At 42.6% G+C, this 16,575-nt stretch carries 17 protein-coding genes and 2 pseudogenes; 10 read left to right on the forward strand and 9 right to left on the reverse strand.

The window, feature by feature from the left end; translation table 11 throughout:
* Window positions 1–152 precede the first annotated feature (152 nt).
* Window positions 153–705: pseudogene (locus tag Q5C82_RS03590) on the forward strand (MerR family transcriptional regulator).
* Window positions 706–741: 36 nt separating this feature from the next.
* Here the strand turns inward: Q5C82_RS03590 and Q5C82_RS03595 are convergent.
* A complete protein-coding gene (locus Q5C82_RS03595) occupies window positions 742–1,542 on the reverse strand; it encodes a hypothetical protein (RefSeq protein WP_003219195.1) in 801 nt (266 codons plus the stop codon).
* A gap of 106 nt (window positions 1,543–1,648) precedes the next feature.
* A complete protein-coding gene (locus Q5C82_RS03600) occupies window positions 1,649–2,848 on the reverse strand; it encodes an MFS transporter (RefSeq protein WP_003219196.1) in 1,200 nt (399 codons plus the stop codon).
* Between the two features lie 187 nt (window positions 2,849–3,035).
* On the opposite strand from Q5C82_RS03600, the gene Q5C82_RS03605 reads away from it, so the two are divergent.
* From Q5C82_RS03605 to Q5C82_RS03615, 3 genes are all read left to right on the forward strand, one after another.
* Window positions 3,036–3,914, forward strand: coding sequence for a LysR family transcriptional regulator (locus tag Q5C82_RS03605; RefSeq protein ID WP_003219197.1), 879 nt, complete (start codon window positions 3,036–3,038; stop codon window positions 3,912–3,914).
* A gap of 14 nt (window positions 3,915–3,928) precedes the next feature.
* Window positions 3,929–4,372, forward strand: coding sequence for a GNAT family N-acetyltransferase (locus tag Q5C82_RS03610; RefSeq protein ID WP_003219198.1), 444 nt, complete (start codon window positions 3,929–3,931; stop codon window positions 4,370–4,372).
* 82 nt (window positions 4,373–4,454) lie between these two features.
* On the forward strand, window positions 4,455–4,934 hold the full coding sequence (locus Q5C82_RS03615) for a hypothetical protein (protein WP_003219199.1): 480 nt from the start codon (window positions 4,455–4,457) through the stop codon (window positions 4,932–4,934).
* A 115-nt stretch (window positions 4,935–5,049) separates the two neighbouring features.
* Here Q5C82_RS03615 and Q5C82_RS03620 read toward each other — a convergent pair whose 3' ends face one another.
* Window positions 5,050–5,712 carry an MBL fold metallo-hydrolase gene (locus Q5C82_RS03620; protein ID WP_003219200.1) on the reverse strand — a complete coding sequence of 221 codons (663 nt, stop codon included), beginning with the start codon at window positions 5,710–5,712 and terminating at the stop codon, window positions 5,050–5,052.
* 105 nt (window positions 5,713–5,817) lie between these two features.
* Here Q5C82_RS03620 and Q5C82_RS03625 point away from each other — a divergent pair.
* Together Q5C82_RS03625 and Q5C82_RS03630 are read left to right on the forward strand one after the other, a co-directional pair.
* Window positions 5,818–6,172 (forward strand): annotated as a pseudogene (locus Q5C82_RS03625) (winged helix-turn-helix transcriptional regulator).
* Window positions 6,173–6,267: 95 nt separating this feature from the next.
* Window positions 6,268–7,191, forward strand: coding sequence for a hypothetical protein (locus Q5C82_RS03630; RefSeq protein ID WP_032727262.1), 924 nt, complete (start codon window positions 6,268–6,270; stop codon window positions 7,189–7,191).
* A gap of 88 nt (window positions 7,192–7,279) precedes the next feature.
* Here Q5C82_RS03630 and Q5C82_RS03635 read toward each other — a convergent pair whose 3' ends face one another.
* Window positions 7,280–7,732, reverse strand: coding sequence for a MarR family transcriptional regulator (locus tag Q5C82_RS03635; RefSeq protein WP_003219206.1), 453 nt, complete (start codon window positions 7,730–7,732; stop codon window positions 7,280–7,282).
* 120 nt (window positions 7,733–7,852) lie between these two features.
* Between Q5C82_RS03635 and Q5C82_RS03640 the strand changes: the two genes are divergently transcribed.
* The 3 genes from Q5C82_RS03640 (at window position 7,853) to Q5C82_RS03650 (ending at window position 11,244) form a co-directional block, all read left to right on the forward strand.
* The gene (locus tag Q5C82_RS03640; protein ID WP_003219208.1) at window positions 7,853–8,299 is read left to right on the forward strand and encodes a GNAT family N-acetyltransferase; all 447 of its coding nucleotides are present in this window, start codon (window positions 7,853–7,855) and stop codon (window positions 8,297–8,299) included.
* Window positions 8,296–8,886: a YitT family protein gene (locus Q5C82_RS03645; RefSeq protein ID WP_003219210.1), complete on the forward strand. Its 591-nt coding sequence runs from the start codon at window positions 8,296–8,298 to the stop codon at window positions 8,884–8,886. The genes Q5C82_RS03640 and Q5C82_RS03645 overlap by 4 nt, the downstream gene beginning before the upstream one ends.
* A 288-nt stretch (window positions 8,887–9,174) precedes the next feature.
* Window positions 9,175–11,244, forward strand: coding sequence for a thioredoxin domain-containing protein (locus Q5C82_RS03650; RefSeq protein ID WP_032727261.1), 2,070 nt, complete (start codon window positions 9,175–9,177; stop codon window positions 11,242–11,244).
* On the opposite strand, the gene Q5C82_RS03655 is transcribed toward Q5C82_RS03650, so the two are convergent.
* A complete protein-coding gene (locus Q5C82_RS03655) occupies window positions 11,241–12,140 on the reverse strand; it encodes a CPBP family intramembrane glutamic endopeptidase (RefSeq protein WP_003219214.1) in 900 nt (299 codons plus the stop codon). The two genes, Q5C82_RS03650 and Q5C82_RS03655, sit on opposite strands and share 4 nt — an antisense overlap.
* 226 nt (window positions 12,141–12,366) lie before the next feature.
* Between Q5C82_RS03655 and Q5C82_RS03660 the strand changes: the two genes are divergently transcribed.
* Window positions 12,367–13,722, forward strand: coding sequence for an MFS transporter (locus Q5C82_RS03660; protein ID WP_003219216.1), 1,356 nt, complete (start codon window positions 12,367–12,369; stop codon window positions 13,720–13,722).
* Between the two features lie 32 nt (window positions 13,723–13,754).
* On the opposite strand, the gene Q5C82_RS03665 is transcribed toward Q5C82_RS03660, so the two are convergent.
* From Q5C82_RS03665 to xth, 4 genes are read right to left on the reverse strand one after another with little or no spacing between them, the layout of a single operon-like run.
* Window positions 13,755–14,309, reverse strand: a complete 555-nt coding sequence (locus tag Q5C82_RS03665) for a sugar O-acetyltransferase (RefSeq protein ID WP_003219218.1) — start codon at window positions 14,307–14,309, stop codon at window positions 13,755–13,757.
* 17 nt (window positions 14,310–14,326) lie between these two features.
* The gene (locus Q5C82_RS03670; RefSeq protein WP_003219220.1) at window positions 14,327–14,707 is read right to left on the reverse strand and encodes a VOC family protein; all 381 of its coding nucleotides are present in this window, start codon (window positions 14,705–14,707) and stop codon (window positions 14,327–14,329) included.
* Window positions 14,708–14,762: 55 nt separating this feature from the next.
* Window positions 14,763–15,698 (reverse strand): LacI family DNA-binding transcriptional regulator, encoded by a 936-nt coding sequence (locus Q5C82_RS03675; RefSeq protein ID WP_003219221.1) that lies wholly within the window; start codon window positions 15,696–15,698, stop codon window positions 14,763–14,765.
* A gap of 58 nt (window positions 15,699–15,756) precedes the next feature.
* Window positions 15,757–16,515, reverse strand: coding sequence for an exodeoxyribonuclease III (gene xth / locus Q5C82_RS03680; protein ID WP_003219223.1), 759 nt, complete (start codon window positions 16,513–16,515; stop codon window positions 15,757–15,759).
* Window positions 16,516–16,575: the final 60 nt, after the last annotated feature.

Raw genomic sequence — 16,575 nt, forward strand, 5'->3', positions numbered from 1 at the left:
TCATAAAAAAAGAGCCGTCAGCTTCGAAACGGCTTCACAGGATTCTATTCATCAGACTATATCCCATTCTCTCCGGGTTAAAAAAACATCATTTTTATCCTGGACTCCAACCAAAGGTAAGGCCTCATAGTGAAAGAAGAAGGAGGAATCGGATTGTGAAATTAACTGTAAAAGAACTATCCCACATTGCGAACGTGACAATCAAAACGCTTTATCATTACCACAAAATCGGCTTGCTGTGGTCCCAAAAGAAATAAGCGAAGCCGGATATCGGCACTATGGTGCTGACGAACTAAAAAGACTGCAGGAAATCCTTTTTAACAAAGAATTAGATATTCCTTTATCAGAAATAAAAACATTATTGGATGAGGATGCTGAAAGAACTAGTACATGAGAAAAACAAAAAAAGCTGTTTGAAATGAAAATTGAAAAGTATCAGCGCCTCATTCAAACAGTTAACACGTCTTTAGAATACACGACAAAAGGTGAGAATATGGATCATAAGGTCATGTTTAAAGGCTTTGAAAGCGCTGAAGAATGGAAACAATCTTTAGCAGAACAAATCAGAACGGGCATCCGACAAGTAAAGAAGATTACGTAAAACAAACACGATTTTTTATGCAAGATCATGTACATAGAGGAATGTTAGAAGAGCAGCAAACAGGTTTATCTTATTGCTTGACCGTCGTTGCAGAACACCTGTAACGTGAGTCTATGTCACTCTATATAGGAAGACAGCATTCATGATGACGAGACTGCCCCGCCAACAATTGATACATTCTGCCGGTCAACGGCAAAATTCCGCCCGTTCCATTTCAATACGGTTTGAACATATCCCAATGAGTCGGCGTTATACCTCCCCGCTATCCGCTGATACGCCAGCAGTTCGTATACGCCGTCTCTGTCAAAATCAACCGGATACAGGCCAGACAAAGGATTGACCCATCCTTCTATCGGCATCTTCAATACCCCCTGCTGGGTATAAATCTCATTCAAATATTCCCTGCCCTTGTAAGTAAGATCGAGGATATATATTTCGTTTTGCTGATGACTGATGACACTCGCTTTATATTGATTTTGATACCTCACACTGTACTTCAATTCAGCATTCCACACATCCGAATTGAAAATCTGCCTGAACTGCCGGTTCATATAGGCAAACACATATGAATAGATAGCACCGCCGCTTCCACCGGTATCTATCACCACTGCCACATCATCAATCTTGCCGCCTGTCATATCCCCAAGAAAAAGAGACGGATTGTATCCCAAATTGTTTTGGAGCTGGATTCGCTGTTCCTGATGGGTTCTGCCGTTACGGATCACCAATGTGATATGTCTCCATAAAGGGCTGCCCGTCATTTGGCTGCCAGTGAGAAAGACTTCGTCAATTACGCCGTCTCCCGTTACATCCCCGCGGGCTGATACAATGATTGCGCGAGAGGAAACGGGCTGCCGAAATACGTATGGATGTGGAACTAGGCCTCTGTGCCTGCCTGCATTAAACCGATAAGGATACATTCTGATGTCATACAGATTCATTGGAGTCACCTTCCCTAATCAGCTGAATGAATTATTATATGCAGGAATGGCCCATCGAAGACATATCTGGACGCTAAACACCAATTAAATCCGTACCAAACATCAGTCATAACGCTTTATTCGGCATTTTCACACTTCTAGCCAAGTATCCCGACAGCCATAAGGCAACCATCAGCATGAAGGTGATCATACCGACGACGCCCAGCCAGTGAAAAGCAGACCAGAATAGCCCGCCGACTGTTCCGCAAATGCTTGAACCGGCGTAATAAAAGAACAAATACAGCGATGACGCCTGCGCTTTGTTGTGCAGGGCTCTCCTGCCCACCCAGCTGCTGGCGACTGAGTGCCCGCCGAAGAAGCCGAAGGTAAAGAGGGCAATCCCCAGAATTTTCACTGCTAATACACCGTTTATCGTTAATAAAGCACCCGTGATGACGATGAAAATATTCATCACCAGTATTTTCGGATAGCCGTATTGATCAACCATTCTTCCAATGAAAGACGAGCTGAAAATCCCTACAATCATCACAATAAAAATCCAGCTGACAAACGCTTTATTAAACGAATATGGCGGTCCCAACAGCACATACGCAATGTAGTTAAACAATGCAACATTGCTTCCGAGCAGCAAAAAACCAATGAGGAACAAGCTTAATAGTTTCCGGTCCTTCAAGTGGCTGATTAAAGACATTCCCAATTGCCCGAGCTCCAATTTTCTCGGCGTAAAATGCCTGGATGGAGGCAAATTCATAAAAAATATAATACTTGCGATCAAACTAATCACACCAATTGATCCCATCGCTACATGCCAAGTAAAGTACTCGCTCAGAAGCCCTGAAACGATCCTCCCAAAAACGGCACCGATTGCGTTTCCGCTGATATACAGCCCCATCGCCGACCCAAGGATTCCGGTTTCAATTTCTTCTCCGAGATAAGCCATCGCAATCGAAGGAAGACCGGCGAGCGCAATCCCCTGAATGGTTCTCAATACGAGCAGCGTATGGAAGTTCGGGCTGAAGGCCGACGCCAGACAAAGAACGGATGCGGCCAGCATGGATACAGCCATAATTGGCTTGCGCCCCCACACCTCGGACAATGAACCAAAGACTAGCATACTCGCAGCTAACAGCATTGTTGTAAGGGATAAAGAAAGACTCGCCGCCGTAGGCGTTACATGAAATTCCCGCGTGAATTCCTCCATAAGCGGCTGTACGCAATAAAGAATTGCGAATGTATTGAAACCCGCGGCAAAGAAAGCAAACGTAATTTTCCGAAAAACCGGTGTGCCTTTTTGAATGTATGTCATTGGGACTTTATCGGTCCCTCCATATGTTGTTGAGCACTGCCATTCATAACCAACCATCCTTTATTTCTAATGAATTCAAACATCCTCGAGTCTGTTTATACATTTATCTTAGCACCGTTGATATATGTTGTATAATGCATATAAAATATCCTTTTCATGCTTATATGTAATATAGGAGGGATGATGATTGGAATGGGAACAACTTGAATATTTTCAAACACTGGCCCAGATGCAGCACGTGACGAAAGCGGCAAAAAGCCTCTCCATCACACAACCTGCGCTTTCACGCTCAATCGCCAGACTGGAAAACCATTTAGGCGTCCCGCTATTCGACAGGCACGGACGATCCATTACCTTAAATCAATACGGACACATCTTTTTGCGGCGGGTTCAGGCAATGATGAAGGAGTACACCGAAGGAAAAGAAGAAATCCAAGCCTTATTAAAGCCAGACCAAGGTGAAGTGTCTCTCGGTTTTTTGCATACCTTAGGGACAACGCTCGTGCCCGATCTCATCGGCTCCTTCCAGCAGGAATATCCCAACATTGCCTTCCAGTTGAAGCAAAACCATTCTTATTGGCTGCTTGAACGATTAAAATCTGGAGATCTGGACCTCTGTCTCCTCGCTTCGATCAAGCCTGAAAAGCCAATCCAATGGATCAAACTGTGGAGTGAAGAGCTATTTGTATTTGTGCCAAACGATCACCCATTAGCCAATCGTGAAAGCATTACCCTGGATGAGATTGCCGGGGAGCGATTTATTTTATTAAAAAAAGGCTACGCGCTTCGGATGACAGTGGATGAGCTGTTTGAGAAAGCCGATATACAGCCCAACATTATGTTTGAAGGGGAAGAAGCAGCCACCGCGGCAGGTTTTGTGGCGGCCGGACTGGGCATATCCATTCTGCCCGACCTGAAAGGTTTAGACCAAAGCAAAATCACAAAAATCCGTGTCAGCTGGCCGGAATGTCAGCGTGTCATAGGAATCGCCTGGATTAAAGGCAGGTTTTTATCGCCGGTTGCTGAGACCTTTAAACAATATGTCATCAGTCATTTTTCTGAGTAAGGGGGGACCACATCATGAATGTGAAGAGAATAACGTCAGAACTTGATTTACATACAGCGTTCGAAATCAGAAAGACAATATTTGTAGAGGAACAAGGCTGTCCCATTTCCGATGAATTCGATGAGTTCGATACACTCCGTGAAGATTGCCGGCACATCCTCGTTTATCATGAGAATGAACCTGTTGGCACTGCACGTGTCCGTATCGTTGATCACGTGGGCAAACTGGAAAGAATCTGCATTTTGAGACCTTATCGCAAATGCGGGCTGGGCAAAGTGATCGTCGATGCGTTGGAACGTATTGTGAAAGAACAAGGCATTTCTTCATTCAAACTGTACGGCCAGACACAGGCGGCAGGCTTTTATGAAAAGCTCGGCTATCAGACAGTATCAGAAGAATTTATGCTGGACGGCATTCCGCATGTACTGATGACAAAACAAGACGGTTTCAGCCAATAAATTGTTCACAAATTTGTCACTTATGAGCATGAATGGTTCATTGGTATACTAATCACCTATTATTAAGAGAAGGACTGATTGTATGCCAGCGAATAAAAAAGAAGGTCTTATATTTGGCGTGATGATGTGTTTTGGAATGGTCTGTGTCATGTCGATTTACAATGCCATCATCAACGGAGCTATACATGATTTTTCATTGGTAACAGCTTTTGAAATGGTCATCGGTTTTATTGTCGCCCTGCTGTTAGATTTACTGTTAGTGGGTCCCCTTGCCAAAAAGATTGCATTCAGCATGCCGTTCGACAAGTCTAAGAAATTATATGTCATCCTTGCCATGTCGACGTGTATGGTGATCGGCATGGTGCTTTGTATGTCTGTGTTCGGTTTAGTGACAGCAGCTTTATCAAACGGACTTAACGGGGACAGCCTCTTCAGCGCTTACCTTATGATTGTATTGAAAAATTTCATCTTAGCTTATCCTTTGCAATTACTGATTATGGGTCCATTAGTTAGAGGGGTTTTTATGAAATTTGTAAAACCAAAGCTCACAGCTGCTGTTTAACTAGAAAAGGAGTGAGCGTTACACCCACTCCTTTTCAGCACATTCACCTCAGCTCTTGCCGTCAATATTTGTTACTTTCAGCACTTACTCAATCGTATGTTTTTTCTAACTTCAATTAGTCCCTATACCTTAACACGTAGCTTTTATACAATTCTTCGTTATAAACAATTTCTTCTCCATGTGAAGAGCAGATAAGCGTTGGTTTGATTTCATCTATGATTGCGCCGCTGTCGATGTTCTCATTCATATCAACACTGAATCTTCTGATAGGCGGGTGTAAATTTTTCTTACTTGTGATAAAAAGATCACCTGATAATAGAACATGATCGACTTCATGATGGTACACAACATGCCCCGGGGAATGTCCGGGTGTAAGATAGAATTGCAGCGGCAAGTGGGCAAGCGTCTGTTCCATCAGCGGCTGGACAATATGGGCTACCCCTGTGTGCTCCACTTCATTTTTGTTCGGATAAGGCGCTTCTCCATTGATATACACGAGTTCTTTTTGATGCGCATAAATCGGGATATCAAATCTCTCCAACCACTTTGGTGCCCCCTGAATATGGTCGCTGTGGCCATGGGTAAGCAAAATGGCTTTTGGATTGCCGATCGCTAATGCTGCCCTCATTTGAGCATCAGCAAAACGTTCTATTCCCGTATCAATGATATATACATCCTCACCATCTTTGATGAACCAAGTATGAACTGGGATATGAATAGGCACATCAAGTTCAAACTCACATTGAAAGACATGTTCTGATAACTGTCTCAAGTTCATGCAACCCACTCCCTTTGGGAATTTTTTGATATTATAACTGTAATACATCTTCGCTAATTATGTAATAACGCACATTTTTGTAACTTACATTGTGAGGTGACAAATATGGGAAACTGGTTAAATGGATTTGGTGCTTGCAGTGCAGAAGTAAAAAAGGCTTGTCCAGTGGAGATGACGCTGCATATTATCGGAGGGAAGTGGAAAGGAATCATCATCGACATCTTATCTCAGAAACCAGTCCGGTTTAATGAGCTGAAACGATTCATACCAGGCATTACACAAAGGATGCTGACGCTGCAGCTGAGAGAATTGGAAGCAGATGGTGTCGTGAAAAGAAAGAAATGTAGAGAACACTGTCCCCAAAAAGGTGGAGTATTCTTTGACAGAACTAGGTGAAAAGCTTTCTCCTATTATTGCATCCATGAGAATATGGGGAAATGAGTATATGAGTAAGAGATGAATAAAGAGAAGTTGTCGCTTAAGGAGAAATGACTTTATGCAGATGTTGATTTTCAAGTTTTAAAATTATAAAGTTACCTTATCTTCTTGGAGGTGATGATTGTGTATATAGGAAATGGACATTATTGTTACTCAAATTCAGCTGCTATGTTTCTTTTATCAATAGGTGAACATGTTTCTCCTCAAATGTTCGAAGTCTTAACTGGTGTAGGTTTGGGCGCCATGCTCGAAAACGGAAAAACGCTATTTTTAAGTATGAAAGATCCTGATGATGGTATTAACTGCGCATTCAATATACTTGGCATCGACGCAGATGAACATCAACAGGCTGATTGTTTGGAAGCTCCCTTTTCACTCTTGAAAAAACAAATGACACGCGCACCTGTTTTATTAGGCCCTTTAAATATGGGAGAACTCACATACCTGCCAAACCATAAACATTTAAATGGCGCTGACCATTATGTATTAGGCTATGCCATGGACAATCAATCTATTTATCTGCACGATCCAGCTGGATTCCCTTATGTTCCACTGACGCTCGAACAATTCAAAAAAGCTTGGAAAGCCGATGATATTCCCTATTGTAAAGGACATTTTAAATATTGGAGTTCCCCAAAAAAGACCCATTCGTTACATGATAACGAAATATACGAAAAGACGATTATGTACTTTAAGAAAACTTACCAAGAGTTTGAAAACTCAAATTTAGAGCTAATCGGTAAAGATGCAATCCTTCATTATGCACAGCAGCTGCGATATGGGCCCATTACACATGAAATGATCGATCATACCACATATTTTCTTTTTCAATTAAGTGCAAAAAGAGCGAATGATTTTGCGTTTTTTTTCAAAAACAAGGCCACAAACCTATCAAAACTCAAAATCATTCAAGCTGAAACACTCGGTTTATGTCATTACTTATCTGTAAACAAAGAATGGTCTCAGCTTTCGGAGAAACTGCAGACGCTTGCAGATATTGAGGATCGTTTTAGATCGGAACTATTCAAGACTGCCATTTGAGTGGGGGAAGCATATTCATGACTCATTATCTTGAAAATATCCCCATGCACCCGAAGAATCCGTTCTCACCGGCTCGACTTGTTGACCATTAATAATCCCTTTTGTTCCCCTTCTTCACATATTCCCAATCCCGCTCTATATTGTTCCTGACTCTGTGAATGAGTACAGAAATTGTTTCCTTTTCCTCAGAAGTAAAACCAGACAAGGCCACTTCCGTGGAATGCTCTCCTTCTCTTCTTAACAATGGATACACCTTGTTCCCTTTCTCAGTCGGGAACAGTTTTTTTATTTTTTTATTTTGTTCATCAGGCTGTTTTTGAATAAATCCCTGAATCTCCAACTTCTTAATGGCCCGCGCAGCCGTTGTTCGGTCCACTTTTATCATTTCTGCCAATTTTTCTTGAATAATTCCCGGGTTTTCGTATATACGTACGAGATAGAGATACTGCCCTCTTGTTAAGTCCAAATCTTTAAATTCAATATTGCTTATGGAATCCAACGCTCTTGCTATCATGCCGATCTCACGCAAAATGTCATTCATTCCTAAAAACCCCTCACGTATTTTTGTTGCATTTACAACAAAATTGTTTTAACCTTACTATTATAAGACCACATGCATGCTGTACAGTCCAGACTAATATCAGAAAAGGATTGATCAAATATGAATATAAAAAGAATAACTGCTGAAAATGACTTACAAGTTGCTTTAGATATTAGAAAAGCGGTTTTCATTGAAGAGCAACATGTATCTGAATCCGATGAGTTCGATCAATTTGATGCCCTCCAGGAACAATGCCAGCATGTCTTGGTATATCATAAGAATCAACCTGTCGGCACAGGCCGTGTGCGCATCGTTGATCAGACAGGTAAGCTGGAAAGAATCTGTATCCTAAAACCTTATCGGAAGTACGGATTGGGTAAAGTCATCATTGGAGAGCTAGAAAAAATCATGAAAGAAAAAGGAATAACTAAAATGAAGCTGCATGGACAAACACATGCAGAAGGTTTTTATAAAAAACTGGGCTATCAAACTGCTTCAGATGAATTTATGGAAGACGGCATCCCGCACATCTTGATGACAAAAGAAATATCGCGGAATATAACATGAAATATATTTATTACGGATTAGGCATTCTCATATTAAGTTTGGGCATTTCTTTAACGATACAATCAGGACTGGGCACATCCCCCTTCGATGCCCTTTTGGTTGGTCTTTCAGAAGAAGTTGGTCTTACCGTGGGAAGCTGGGAGGTCCTTATTTCTGTGATCCTCTTAATCTGTAACTCTATCTTAACGAGAAAAAAACCTATATTGCTGGGGTTAGTCACAGCATTCATTACTGGGATAGGCATTGACCTATGGTTGTTTGTTGTAAACTACACCATTTATCTAAACGCGTTGTTAAGCAAACTGATTTGTTTCGGATTTGGTTTGATGTTCATCGGTCTTGGAACAGCCATCTATCTTCATACGAAATTTGCATCAACGCCTATCGATCATTTAACACTCATCATCCGAGATCTCTCCAAAAGAACGATCTTATTTTCAAGAACATTGGTATATGCTCTTTTCTTAGTATTAGCTATTATATGTAAAGGCCCTATCGGCATCGGAACGCTTTTAACTGTTTGTTTAGGAGGAATGATCCTTCACTTTTTTATGCCTTTTGTTGAACGACGTTTTTTAAAAATGTAAATGAACTTGTTTGAAATTGCTAATAAAAAGAAATGAAGAGGTTAACCTTAGAAGACCTCTTCCTCTTGATATTTGGTATAGTAGTTAAAGTCAGTACTGATAAATAACCGTCGTAATCCAACATATCCAATAATCTCACCAAAGAGACTCCCATTTAACTCCTTTCATGATGAATTTCACCTTCATTCTTTTAGATTTACTCATTTTCGTGAAAATATTAAATGAAGTATTTATTTTTATTCTTGTGGTACAGTAAGAATGCAAAACAAGATGAAAGTAGGTGATCCCATGCCAAACAAAAGTAAACCCAATAGATTAATCGCTGAGAAGTCTCCATATTTACTTCAACACGCCCACAATCCTGTGGAGTGGTTCCCTTGGGGAGAAGAGGCCTTCGAAAAAGCAAAACGCGAAAACAAGCCGGTTCTGGTCAGCATCGGTTATTCAACATGTCATTGGTGCCATGTCATGGCCCACGAAAGCTTTGAGGATGAAGAAATTGCGCGTCTCCTCAATGAACGGTTTGTGGCGATTAAAGTCGACCGGGAAGAGCGGCCGGATGTGGACTCCGTTTATATGAGAATCTGCCAGCTGATGACCGGGCAGGGCGGCTGGCCGTTGAATGTGTTTATTACGCCTGATCAGAAGCCGTTTTACGCGGGTACATATTTTCCAAAGACGAGTAAATTCAATCGTCCCGGTTTCGTTGATGTGCTTGAGCATCTGTCTGAGACATTTGCGAACGATCGTGAGCATGTCGAGGATATTGCAGAGAACGCCGCTAAACATTTGCAGACCAAAACAGCCGCAAAATCAGGCGAAGGCCTTAGCAAATCAGCGATTCACCGGACATTCCAGCAGCTTGCCAACGGGTTTGATACGATCTACGGCGGCTTCGGGCAGGCGCCGAAATTCCCAATGCCTCATATGTTGATGTATTTGCTTCGTTATGATCACAATACGGGGCAGGAAAATGCTTTATACAACGTGACGAAAACGTTGGACAGCATGGCAAATGGCGGCATTTACGATCATATCGGCTATGGATTTGCCCGCTACTCGACCGATGACGAGTGGCTCGTTCCTCACTTTGAAAAAATGCTGTACGACAATGCGCTGCTGCTGACTGCTTATACAGAAGCCTATCAGGTTACACAAAACAGCCGGTATAAAGAGATTTGCGAGCAGATCATCACGTTCATACAACGGGAAATGACCCATGAGGATGGAAGCTTTTTCTCCGCTTTAGACGCGGACACAGAAGGAGAAGAAGGAAAGTACTACGTGTGGTCAAAGGAAGAGATTCTGAAAACGCTCGGAGACGATCTCGGAATGCTGTATTGCCAAGTGTATGACATCACTGAAGAAGGAAACTTTGAAGGCAAAAATATTCCGAACCTCATTCACACAATGCAGGAACAAATCAAAGCAGATGCCGGGTTAACCAAGGAAGAGCTCAGCCTCAAGCTTGAAAACGCAAGACAACAGCTCTTGAAGACTCGCGAAGAAAGAACCTATCCGCATGTCGATGATAAAGTGCTGACCTCATGGAACGCGCTGATGATCGCAGGTCTCGCCAAAGCGGCAAAGGTATACCAGGAACCGAAATATCTCAGCTTAGCGGAGGACGCCATCACATTTATAGAAAACCAACTCATCATCGATGGCCGTGTGATGGTCCGATATCGAGACGGCGAAGTGAAAAACAAAGGCTTTATCGACGATTATGCTTTTCTCCTATGGGCTTACCTGGATCTCTATGAAGCTTCATTTGATCTGTCTTATTTACAAAAAGCGAAGAAACTGACAGACGATATGATCGGCTTATTTTGGGATGAGGAGCATGGCGGATTTTATTTCACCGGACACGATGCAGAAGCCTTAATCGTCCGGGAAAAAGAAGTATACGACGGCGCCGTGCCTTCAGGAAACAGCGTGGCAGCCGTTCAGCTGCTGCGCCTCGGACAAGTCACAGGCGACTTATCACTCATTGAAAAAGCAGAAACGATGTTTTCTGTGTTCAAGCCGGATATCGAAGCGTATCCGAGCGGCCATGCTTTCTTTATGCAAAGCGTGTTAAAGCATGTGATGCCTAAAAAGGAAATCGTTATTTTTGGCAGCGCAGACGATCCAGCCAGAAAACAAATCACCACTGCACTTCAAAAAGCCTTTAAGCCCAACGACTCCATTTTGGTGGCAGAGCATCCTGATCAATGCAAAGACATAGCACCCTTTGCAGCAGACTACCGCATCATAGACGGCAAAACAACCGTGTATATTTGTGAAAACTTCGCTTGCCAGCAGCCGACAACAAATATCGAAGAAGCCATCCAAACGTTAATAAGCAGCAGGGATTAAGACCCTTGCTGCTTACTTTGTGATTTCTTATGGTACCATAAAGCGATTCCCGCAAAAACAAGATTGACCGCTATCGTAAATAAAGCCTCCCACATCGGGTTCCCCCGCGTAACCATAAATAAAGAAGGGATTCCTCCATACACACTGTTTTTTTCTGTGATAAACATACATAAAAACATATTATTCGCGGCATGGGCGCCAAGTGATATTTCAATACTGCCTGTTTTAATCGTGTAATAGGTCCACACAAAACCAAATGTTAAGTACTCAATTCCTGCCCAGACAGCGCCATTATTCATTTCTGGATTAGCAAAATGCAATACGCCAAACAAGCCCCCGACAATCAATGTCAAGATAAGTGGATTTTTTGTTAATCTCCCGAAAGCTTGAAGCAAAAATCCTCTGAAAAACAGTTCTTCTGCTGATGTTTGAAACGGAACCAAAATGAGGGCCGCCGCTAGCAGCCATATAAACCGTGAAGCATCAACATCTTGCATTGAATAGCTGTCAGGATGAATCGCAAAATCAATCAATTGTACGGCGATCATTAGCAGGAAATAAGCAATAAAGCCAAAGAATATTCTCCGCCAATTGATCTTTGCATTCGGCGTAATGACTGTTCGAAAAGGCCGTTTCAAAATAAAACGGACAGCCAGCCATACTCCTGGAATCGCAAATAAAAAAATGACATGAGACAAATAAAGATCGACCAAAGGATCACTCAGCACAGCTTCGTCTAAATCAAACGTGATATTGGGATTCACAATAACCGTGAATAGTATAGCGAAAAGGTAAGCAATATTCCCGAATACATATAAACCTACCATCACCAAAAAGGCGAAAAAATATCTCCACAACGTATTGTTTCCTTCTATAGGACGGATAAATGGATTCATACCTTCTATGTCTCTTCCTTTCAATGAGAATATTCCTATATATTTGCATAAATTGGTCTATGAATCTACTGTTTTGGAAATCTTTTAAGCAAAATTAAAATATAAAGGGTGAATTTAGTTCTTTCATCTAGTGATTTGAACTCTGTCGCCAATGAATCAAGATACTTATAATATTCACAAGAGGGGAGTTTTCAGTCTTTTCTAACTACTCAAAAGGGGGTTTTTTATGAATACGATCTTCAAACAGAGGAACACACATCCTTTCTCAAACGCAGCGAATCGTTTAGACCGCCTTCCGATTTCTCGCGTTCACTTCCAAGTATTAACCGCTCTCGGCATTGTTTATTTCTTTGATCTTGCAGATTTATTTACCCTCAGCAATGTAGCGCCGGCACTGATCGAGCATTGGGGCATCCCGCTTTCAACCATTGCCAATGTAACGGCGGCTTCGTTTTTAGGCATGTTTTTAGGCGCATCACTGGGTGGAAGGCTGTCCGATCGAATTGGCCGCAAAAAAGCCTTAAATCTATTTGTATTTGTTTTCTCAATTGCATCGCTATGCAATGCCACGGCATGGGACATCCCGTCTTTAATGACATTCCGTTTTCTTACCGGATTTGGTGTCGCAGCGGCCATGGTCATTACCAATAGCTATCTGGCAGAATTTTTTCCTTCCAGTGTCCGCGGGAAATATATTTCTTTCTGTGCCATGATTGGATTGATTGGCGTTCCGATCACCAATATTGTGTCTGCCTTTGTCATTCCGCTCGGTTCATGGGGATGGAGGCTTGTATTTGTATGGGGAGCCGTCGGCCTTATTTATTTTTTCTTTATCCGCCGTCTCGAAGAATCACCTCGCTGGCACGAAAATCGTGGTGAATTCGCGAAAGCCGACGCGATCCTCAACAGAATTGAGGCACAGGTTGAACAAGAGAAAGGCCCGCTTCCGGAAGCAGCTCAGCCCAAAGCAAGCAGAACTGTTCAGCAGCATGCAGGTTACGCAGGGCTATTGAAAGGGAGAAACCTTAAAATTACCATTGTGTTATCTGCTGTATGGATTTTTGAAACGTTTGGATTTTACGGATTTGCCTCATGGGTTCCAAGCCTGTTAAAAAGCAATGGAGTCTCCATGGAAAATACATTGTGGTATAACGTGTTGCACTCCGTTGGCGCTCCGCTTGGCGCATTGCTCGGTTCAATGATTTCTGAAACTTTTCAGAGAAAATGGATTTTAGCCGCCAGTGCATTTTTGACAGCTATCGCCGGCCTCTTATATGGCATGACTTTTATACCGATCATGATCATTGTGTTTGGTTTCATCGTGAATATCACAGAAAGGGTTTTCACCTCGAACTTATACGCTTATACGTCAGAACCTTATCCGACTGAATACCGCTCGTCTGGCAGCGGTTTAGCCTATGGCCTCGGCCGCTTTTCAAACATCTTTGGCTCATTGCTCGTCGGGTTTATCGCCGTTCAGCTCGGCTATGTCAGCGTCTTTTTATTTATCGGCGGATGCTGGCTCGCATGCTCCGTGCTGTTAATTTGCTTCGGCCCTAATACGAATGCGAAACAGATTTAAAAAGTCAGTGCGGATCTGCCGCACTGATCTCATTACAATTCCTTCAACATCCTCGCAGGGTTTCCGCCTACAACGGTATTAGCAGGTACATCCTTAGTCACAACAGACCCCGATGCGATCACCGCGTTATCGCCGATCATCACTCCCGGGTTAATCACTGCCCGGCCTCCGATCCAAACATGATCTCCAATTGTCACAGGCTTACCGAACTCCAGCCCGGACTTTCTTTCAATCGGATCAAGAGGATGACCGGCCGTGTAAATATGTACCCCTGGCGCAATCAAACAGTGATGTCCGATACGCACCTCACACACGTCTAAAATGACACAGTCAAAATTAACAAATGTATGGTCTCCAATATGAATGTGATAGCCATAATCACAGCGAAATGTCGGCAAAATCGTGACTTGATCACCAATCGAACCGAACAGCTCCTTCAAAAGCTCCGTCCGCACTGCATCATCTTCTGGCGTTTCGTTATATTGTCTAATCAGCTGTCTCGCATGTTTGCGTTCTAGCAGCAGTTGTTGATCTTCCGGATTGTATAATTCTCCGGCTGCCATTTTTTCTTTTTCTGTCTTCAGCATTCAAGTCACTCCAGATGTCAGATTGTAATCTCGATCAAATTTCCTTCATCATCTTCAATCACACTTTCATAGTAGCCGTCTCCAGTTGTCCGCGGGCCGTTTACTACTGCGAAACCATCCTTCTTCAATCGATCAGTCAGTTCATCAACCTTCTCCCGGCTTCCAACGGAAAAGGCAATATGGGCCCAGCCTGTCATCGTTTGTGAAGGCGGATCAGTCACATTTCCTTTTTTCATCATTTCCAGCCTTGCTCCGGAATCAAACGTAATAAAATAAGACTTAAAATCTTTTTTCTCATTGTGATATAGATCATTCGCTTTGCCGTTAAAATACGTTTCATAAAAAGCCTTCATCCGCTCTAAATCTTTGACCCAGATCGCTGTATGTTCAATTCGCATTTCTTCCTCCTCCTTCACCTTCAATGAAGTTATAAAGTATGAAATGCATTTCAGTTCAAGCTTTTTTCTCGAATTGATGCTGAATTTTGATATCAATGGGTTCATCCTGCAAAAATAGAAAAAATGCTGCGATGCCGAGCTGCTCAAGATTCAAATCTAGCGACGGAAAACCAAGAACACGGCTGATAGAAGAATTCCCCTCGCCAATGATTTCAACATCCCATCTATTCTTATGGGCAAATACATGAATTCCAGCTGCCACTTCATCACTATTTGCATAAATAGCAGTCGGAACCCGCTCGCTCGTATAAAAGTGCTCAGCTGCCCGCACACCGTCATTCATATCATTGCAACCAGACAGCATATGACGGTCTTCCAGCCTCCCGCAAACCGCTTTATAGGCCGCAGCTTTATCAGCCGTACTCGGGCTCTTGTCGGCTTCTCTGACGCACGTGAAAGCAATACTCTCATGCCCACGGCTCTTTAGATAGTGAAAACTTTCTGTATAAGCAGCTTTTCTGTCATTGTACGCACATGGGACATCAATATCTTCAGTGTCCTCACAAGCGATGATCGGCCCATATTCCTGATAAGCGATAATGCGGTTCCAGTCATTGGCGCGGGATGTAATGATGAGACCGTCTATTTTCTTCGTTCTTAATAGCTCTAGATATTTGATTTCAATAGCGGGGTTATAATTGGTGGGGAGGAGGGTCGTTGCATACTCTTGCTGAAAAGCCGCCTTAGTGATTCCGTTTACGATTTTATCAAAGCAGGGATGATCGCTATAAGGCAGGATCACACCCACCGTATGGGTTTTCCCGCGAATGAGATCGATTGCGGTTCGATTTGGTGTGTAATCTAATTCCTTTATGACTTGATGAACAAGCTTTCTCTTTTCTTCAGACACATATGGATGATGATTCAATACTCGTGAAACAGTCGAAACAGATACATTTGCCAGTCTTGCAATCTCTTTTATGTTTGCCATCTCTTTCTCCTTTTTCATATAAAAAAGCAGTAAGTGTAAAATCCTTACTGCTATCTCATCATATATTGATCATAAGTTCAACAGGACAATGGTCGGAACCCATGACGTCCGCTGATATACTGGCATCCTCAATCTGTTCCTCAAGCCTTTCGGAAACAACAAAATAATCGAGACGCCATCCGATATTCCTGTCCCGGGCCCCGGCACGATACGACCACCAGGAATAAGCGCCTTCAAGATCTGGATAGACGTGGCGGAATGAATCAACAAAACCGGCTTCTAATAAACGGGTGAATGCTCCTCTTTCTTGATCAGAAAACCCGGCGTTATTCCGGTTCGCCTTTGGATTTTTCAAATCGATCTCCTGATGAGCTACATTCAAATCGCCGCATAAAATGACCGGCTTTTTCTTATCCAATTCAAGAATATAAGATAATAAAGCCTCTTCCCATTGCATCCGATAATCGATTCGCTCCAATCCTCTTTTGGAATTAGGCGTGTAAACGGTCATCACAAACAAGTTTTCAAATTCTAGTGTAATCACTCTGCCTTCTTGATCATGCTCTTCTATTCCGATACCATACATGACACGCAGCGGCTCTTGTTTTGAAAAGACAGCCGTGCCGGAATATCCTTTTTTCACTGCATAATTCCAATACACATGATAGCCATCAGGCTGAAGATCAACCTGGCCGTCCTGTATCTTCGTTTCCTGAAGACATATAATATCTGCATCCTCTTCTTTCAGATAAGAGAGGAAATCCATCTTTCTCATGACAGCCCGCAGGCCGTTTACATTCCAAGAAATCAGTTTCATGTTTCATCCCCCTATAAAAAAGAGCAAGAACCCGAAGGCCCTTGCTCTTTACGTATCAGC

Origin of the sequence: uncultured Bacillus sp. (genome assembly GCF_958411575.1) — a bacterium.
GTDB lineage: Bacteria > Bacillota > Bacilli > Bacillales > Bacillaceae > Bacillus > Bacillus spizizenii.

Bases quoted from the DNA above. Each gene is read 5' to 3' on its own strand.
- Q5C82_RS03595 (WP_003219195.1), bottom strand. From the start codon at position 1,542: ATGAATCTGTATGACATCAGAATGTATCCTTATCGGTTTAATGCAGGC.
- Q5C82_RS03600 (WP_003219196.1), bottom strand. From the start codon at position 2,848: ATGACATACATTCAAAAAGGCACACCGGTTTTTCGGAAAATTACGTTT.
- Q5C82_RS03610 (WP_003219198.1), top strand. From the start codon at position 3,929: ATGAATGTGAAGAGAATAACGTCAGAACTTGATTTACATACAGCGTTC.
- Q5C82_RS03615 (WP_003219199.1), top strand. From the start codon at position 4,455: ATGCCAGCGAATAAAAAAGAAGGTCTTATATTTGGCGTGATGATGTGT.
- Q5C82_RS03620 (WP_003219200.1), bottom strand. From the start codon at position 5,712: ATGAACTTGAGACAGTTATCAGAACATGTCTTTCAATGTGAGTTTGAA.
- Q5C82_RS03630 (WP_032727262.1), top strand. From the start codon at position 6,268: ATGATTGTGTATATAGGAAATGGACATTATTGTTACTCAAATTCAGCT.
- Q5C82_RS03635 (WP_003219206.1), bottom strand. From the start codon at position 7,732: ATGAATGACATTTTGCGTGAGATCGGCATGATAGCAAGAGCGTTGGAT.
- Q5C82_RS03640 (WP_003219208.1), top strand. From the start codon at position 7,853: ATGAATATAAAAAGAATAACTGCTGAAAATGACTTACAAGTTGCTTTA.
- Q5C82_RS03645 (WP_003219210.1), top strand. From the start codon at position 8,296: ATGAAATATATTTATTACGGATTAGGCATTCTCATATTAAGTTTGGGC.
- Q5C82_RS03650 (WP_032727261.1), top strand. From the start codon at position 9,175: ATGCCAAACAAAAGTAAACCCAATAGATTAATCGCTGAGAAGTCTCCA.
- Q5C82_RS03655 (WP_003219214.1), bottom strand. From the start codon at position 12,140: ATGAATCCATTTATCCGTCCTATAGAAGGAAACAATACGTTGTGGAGA.
- Q5C82_RS03660 (WP_003219216.1), top strand. From the start codon at position 12,367: ATGAATACGATCTTCAAACAGAGGAACACACATCCTTTCTCAAACGCA.
- Q5C82_RS03665 (WP_003219218.1), bottom strand. From the start codon at position 14,309: ATGCTGAAGACAGAAAAAGAAAAAATGGCAGCCGGAGAATTATACAAT.
- Q5C82_RS03670 (WP_003219220.1), bottom strand. From the start codon at position 14,707: ATGCGAATTGAACATACAGCGATCTGGGTCAAAGATTTAGAGCGGATG.
- Q5C82_RS03675 (WP_003219221.1), bottom strand. From the start codon at position 15,698: ATGGCAAACATAAAAGAGATTGCAAGACTGGCAAATGTATCTGTTTCG.
- xth (WP_003219223.1), bottom strand. From the start codon at position 16,515: ATGAAACTGATTTCTTGGAATGTAAACGGCCTGCGGGCTGTCATGAGA.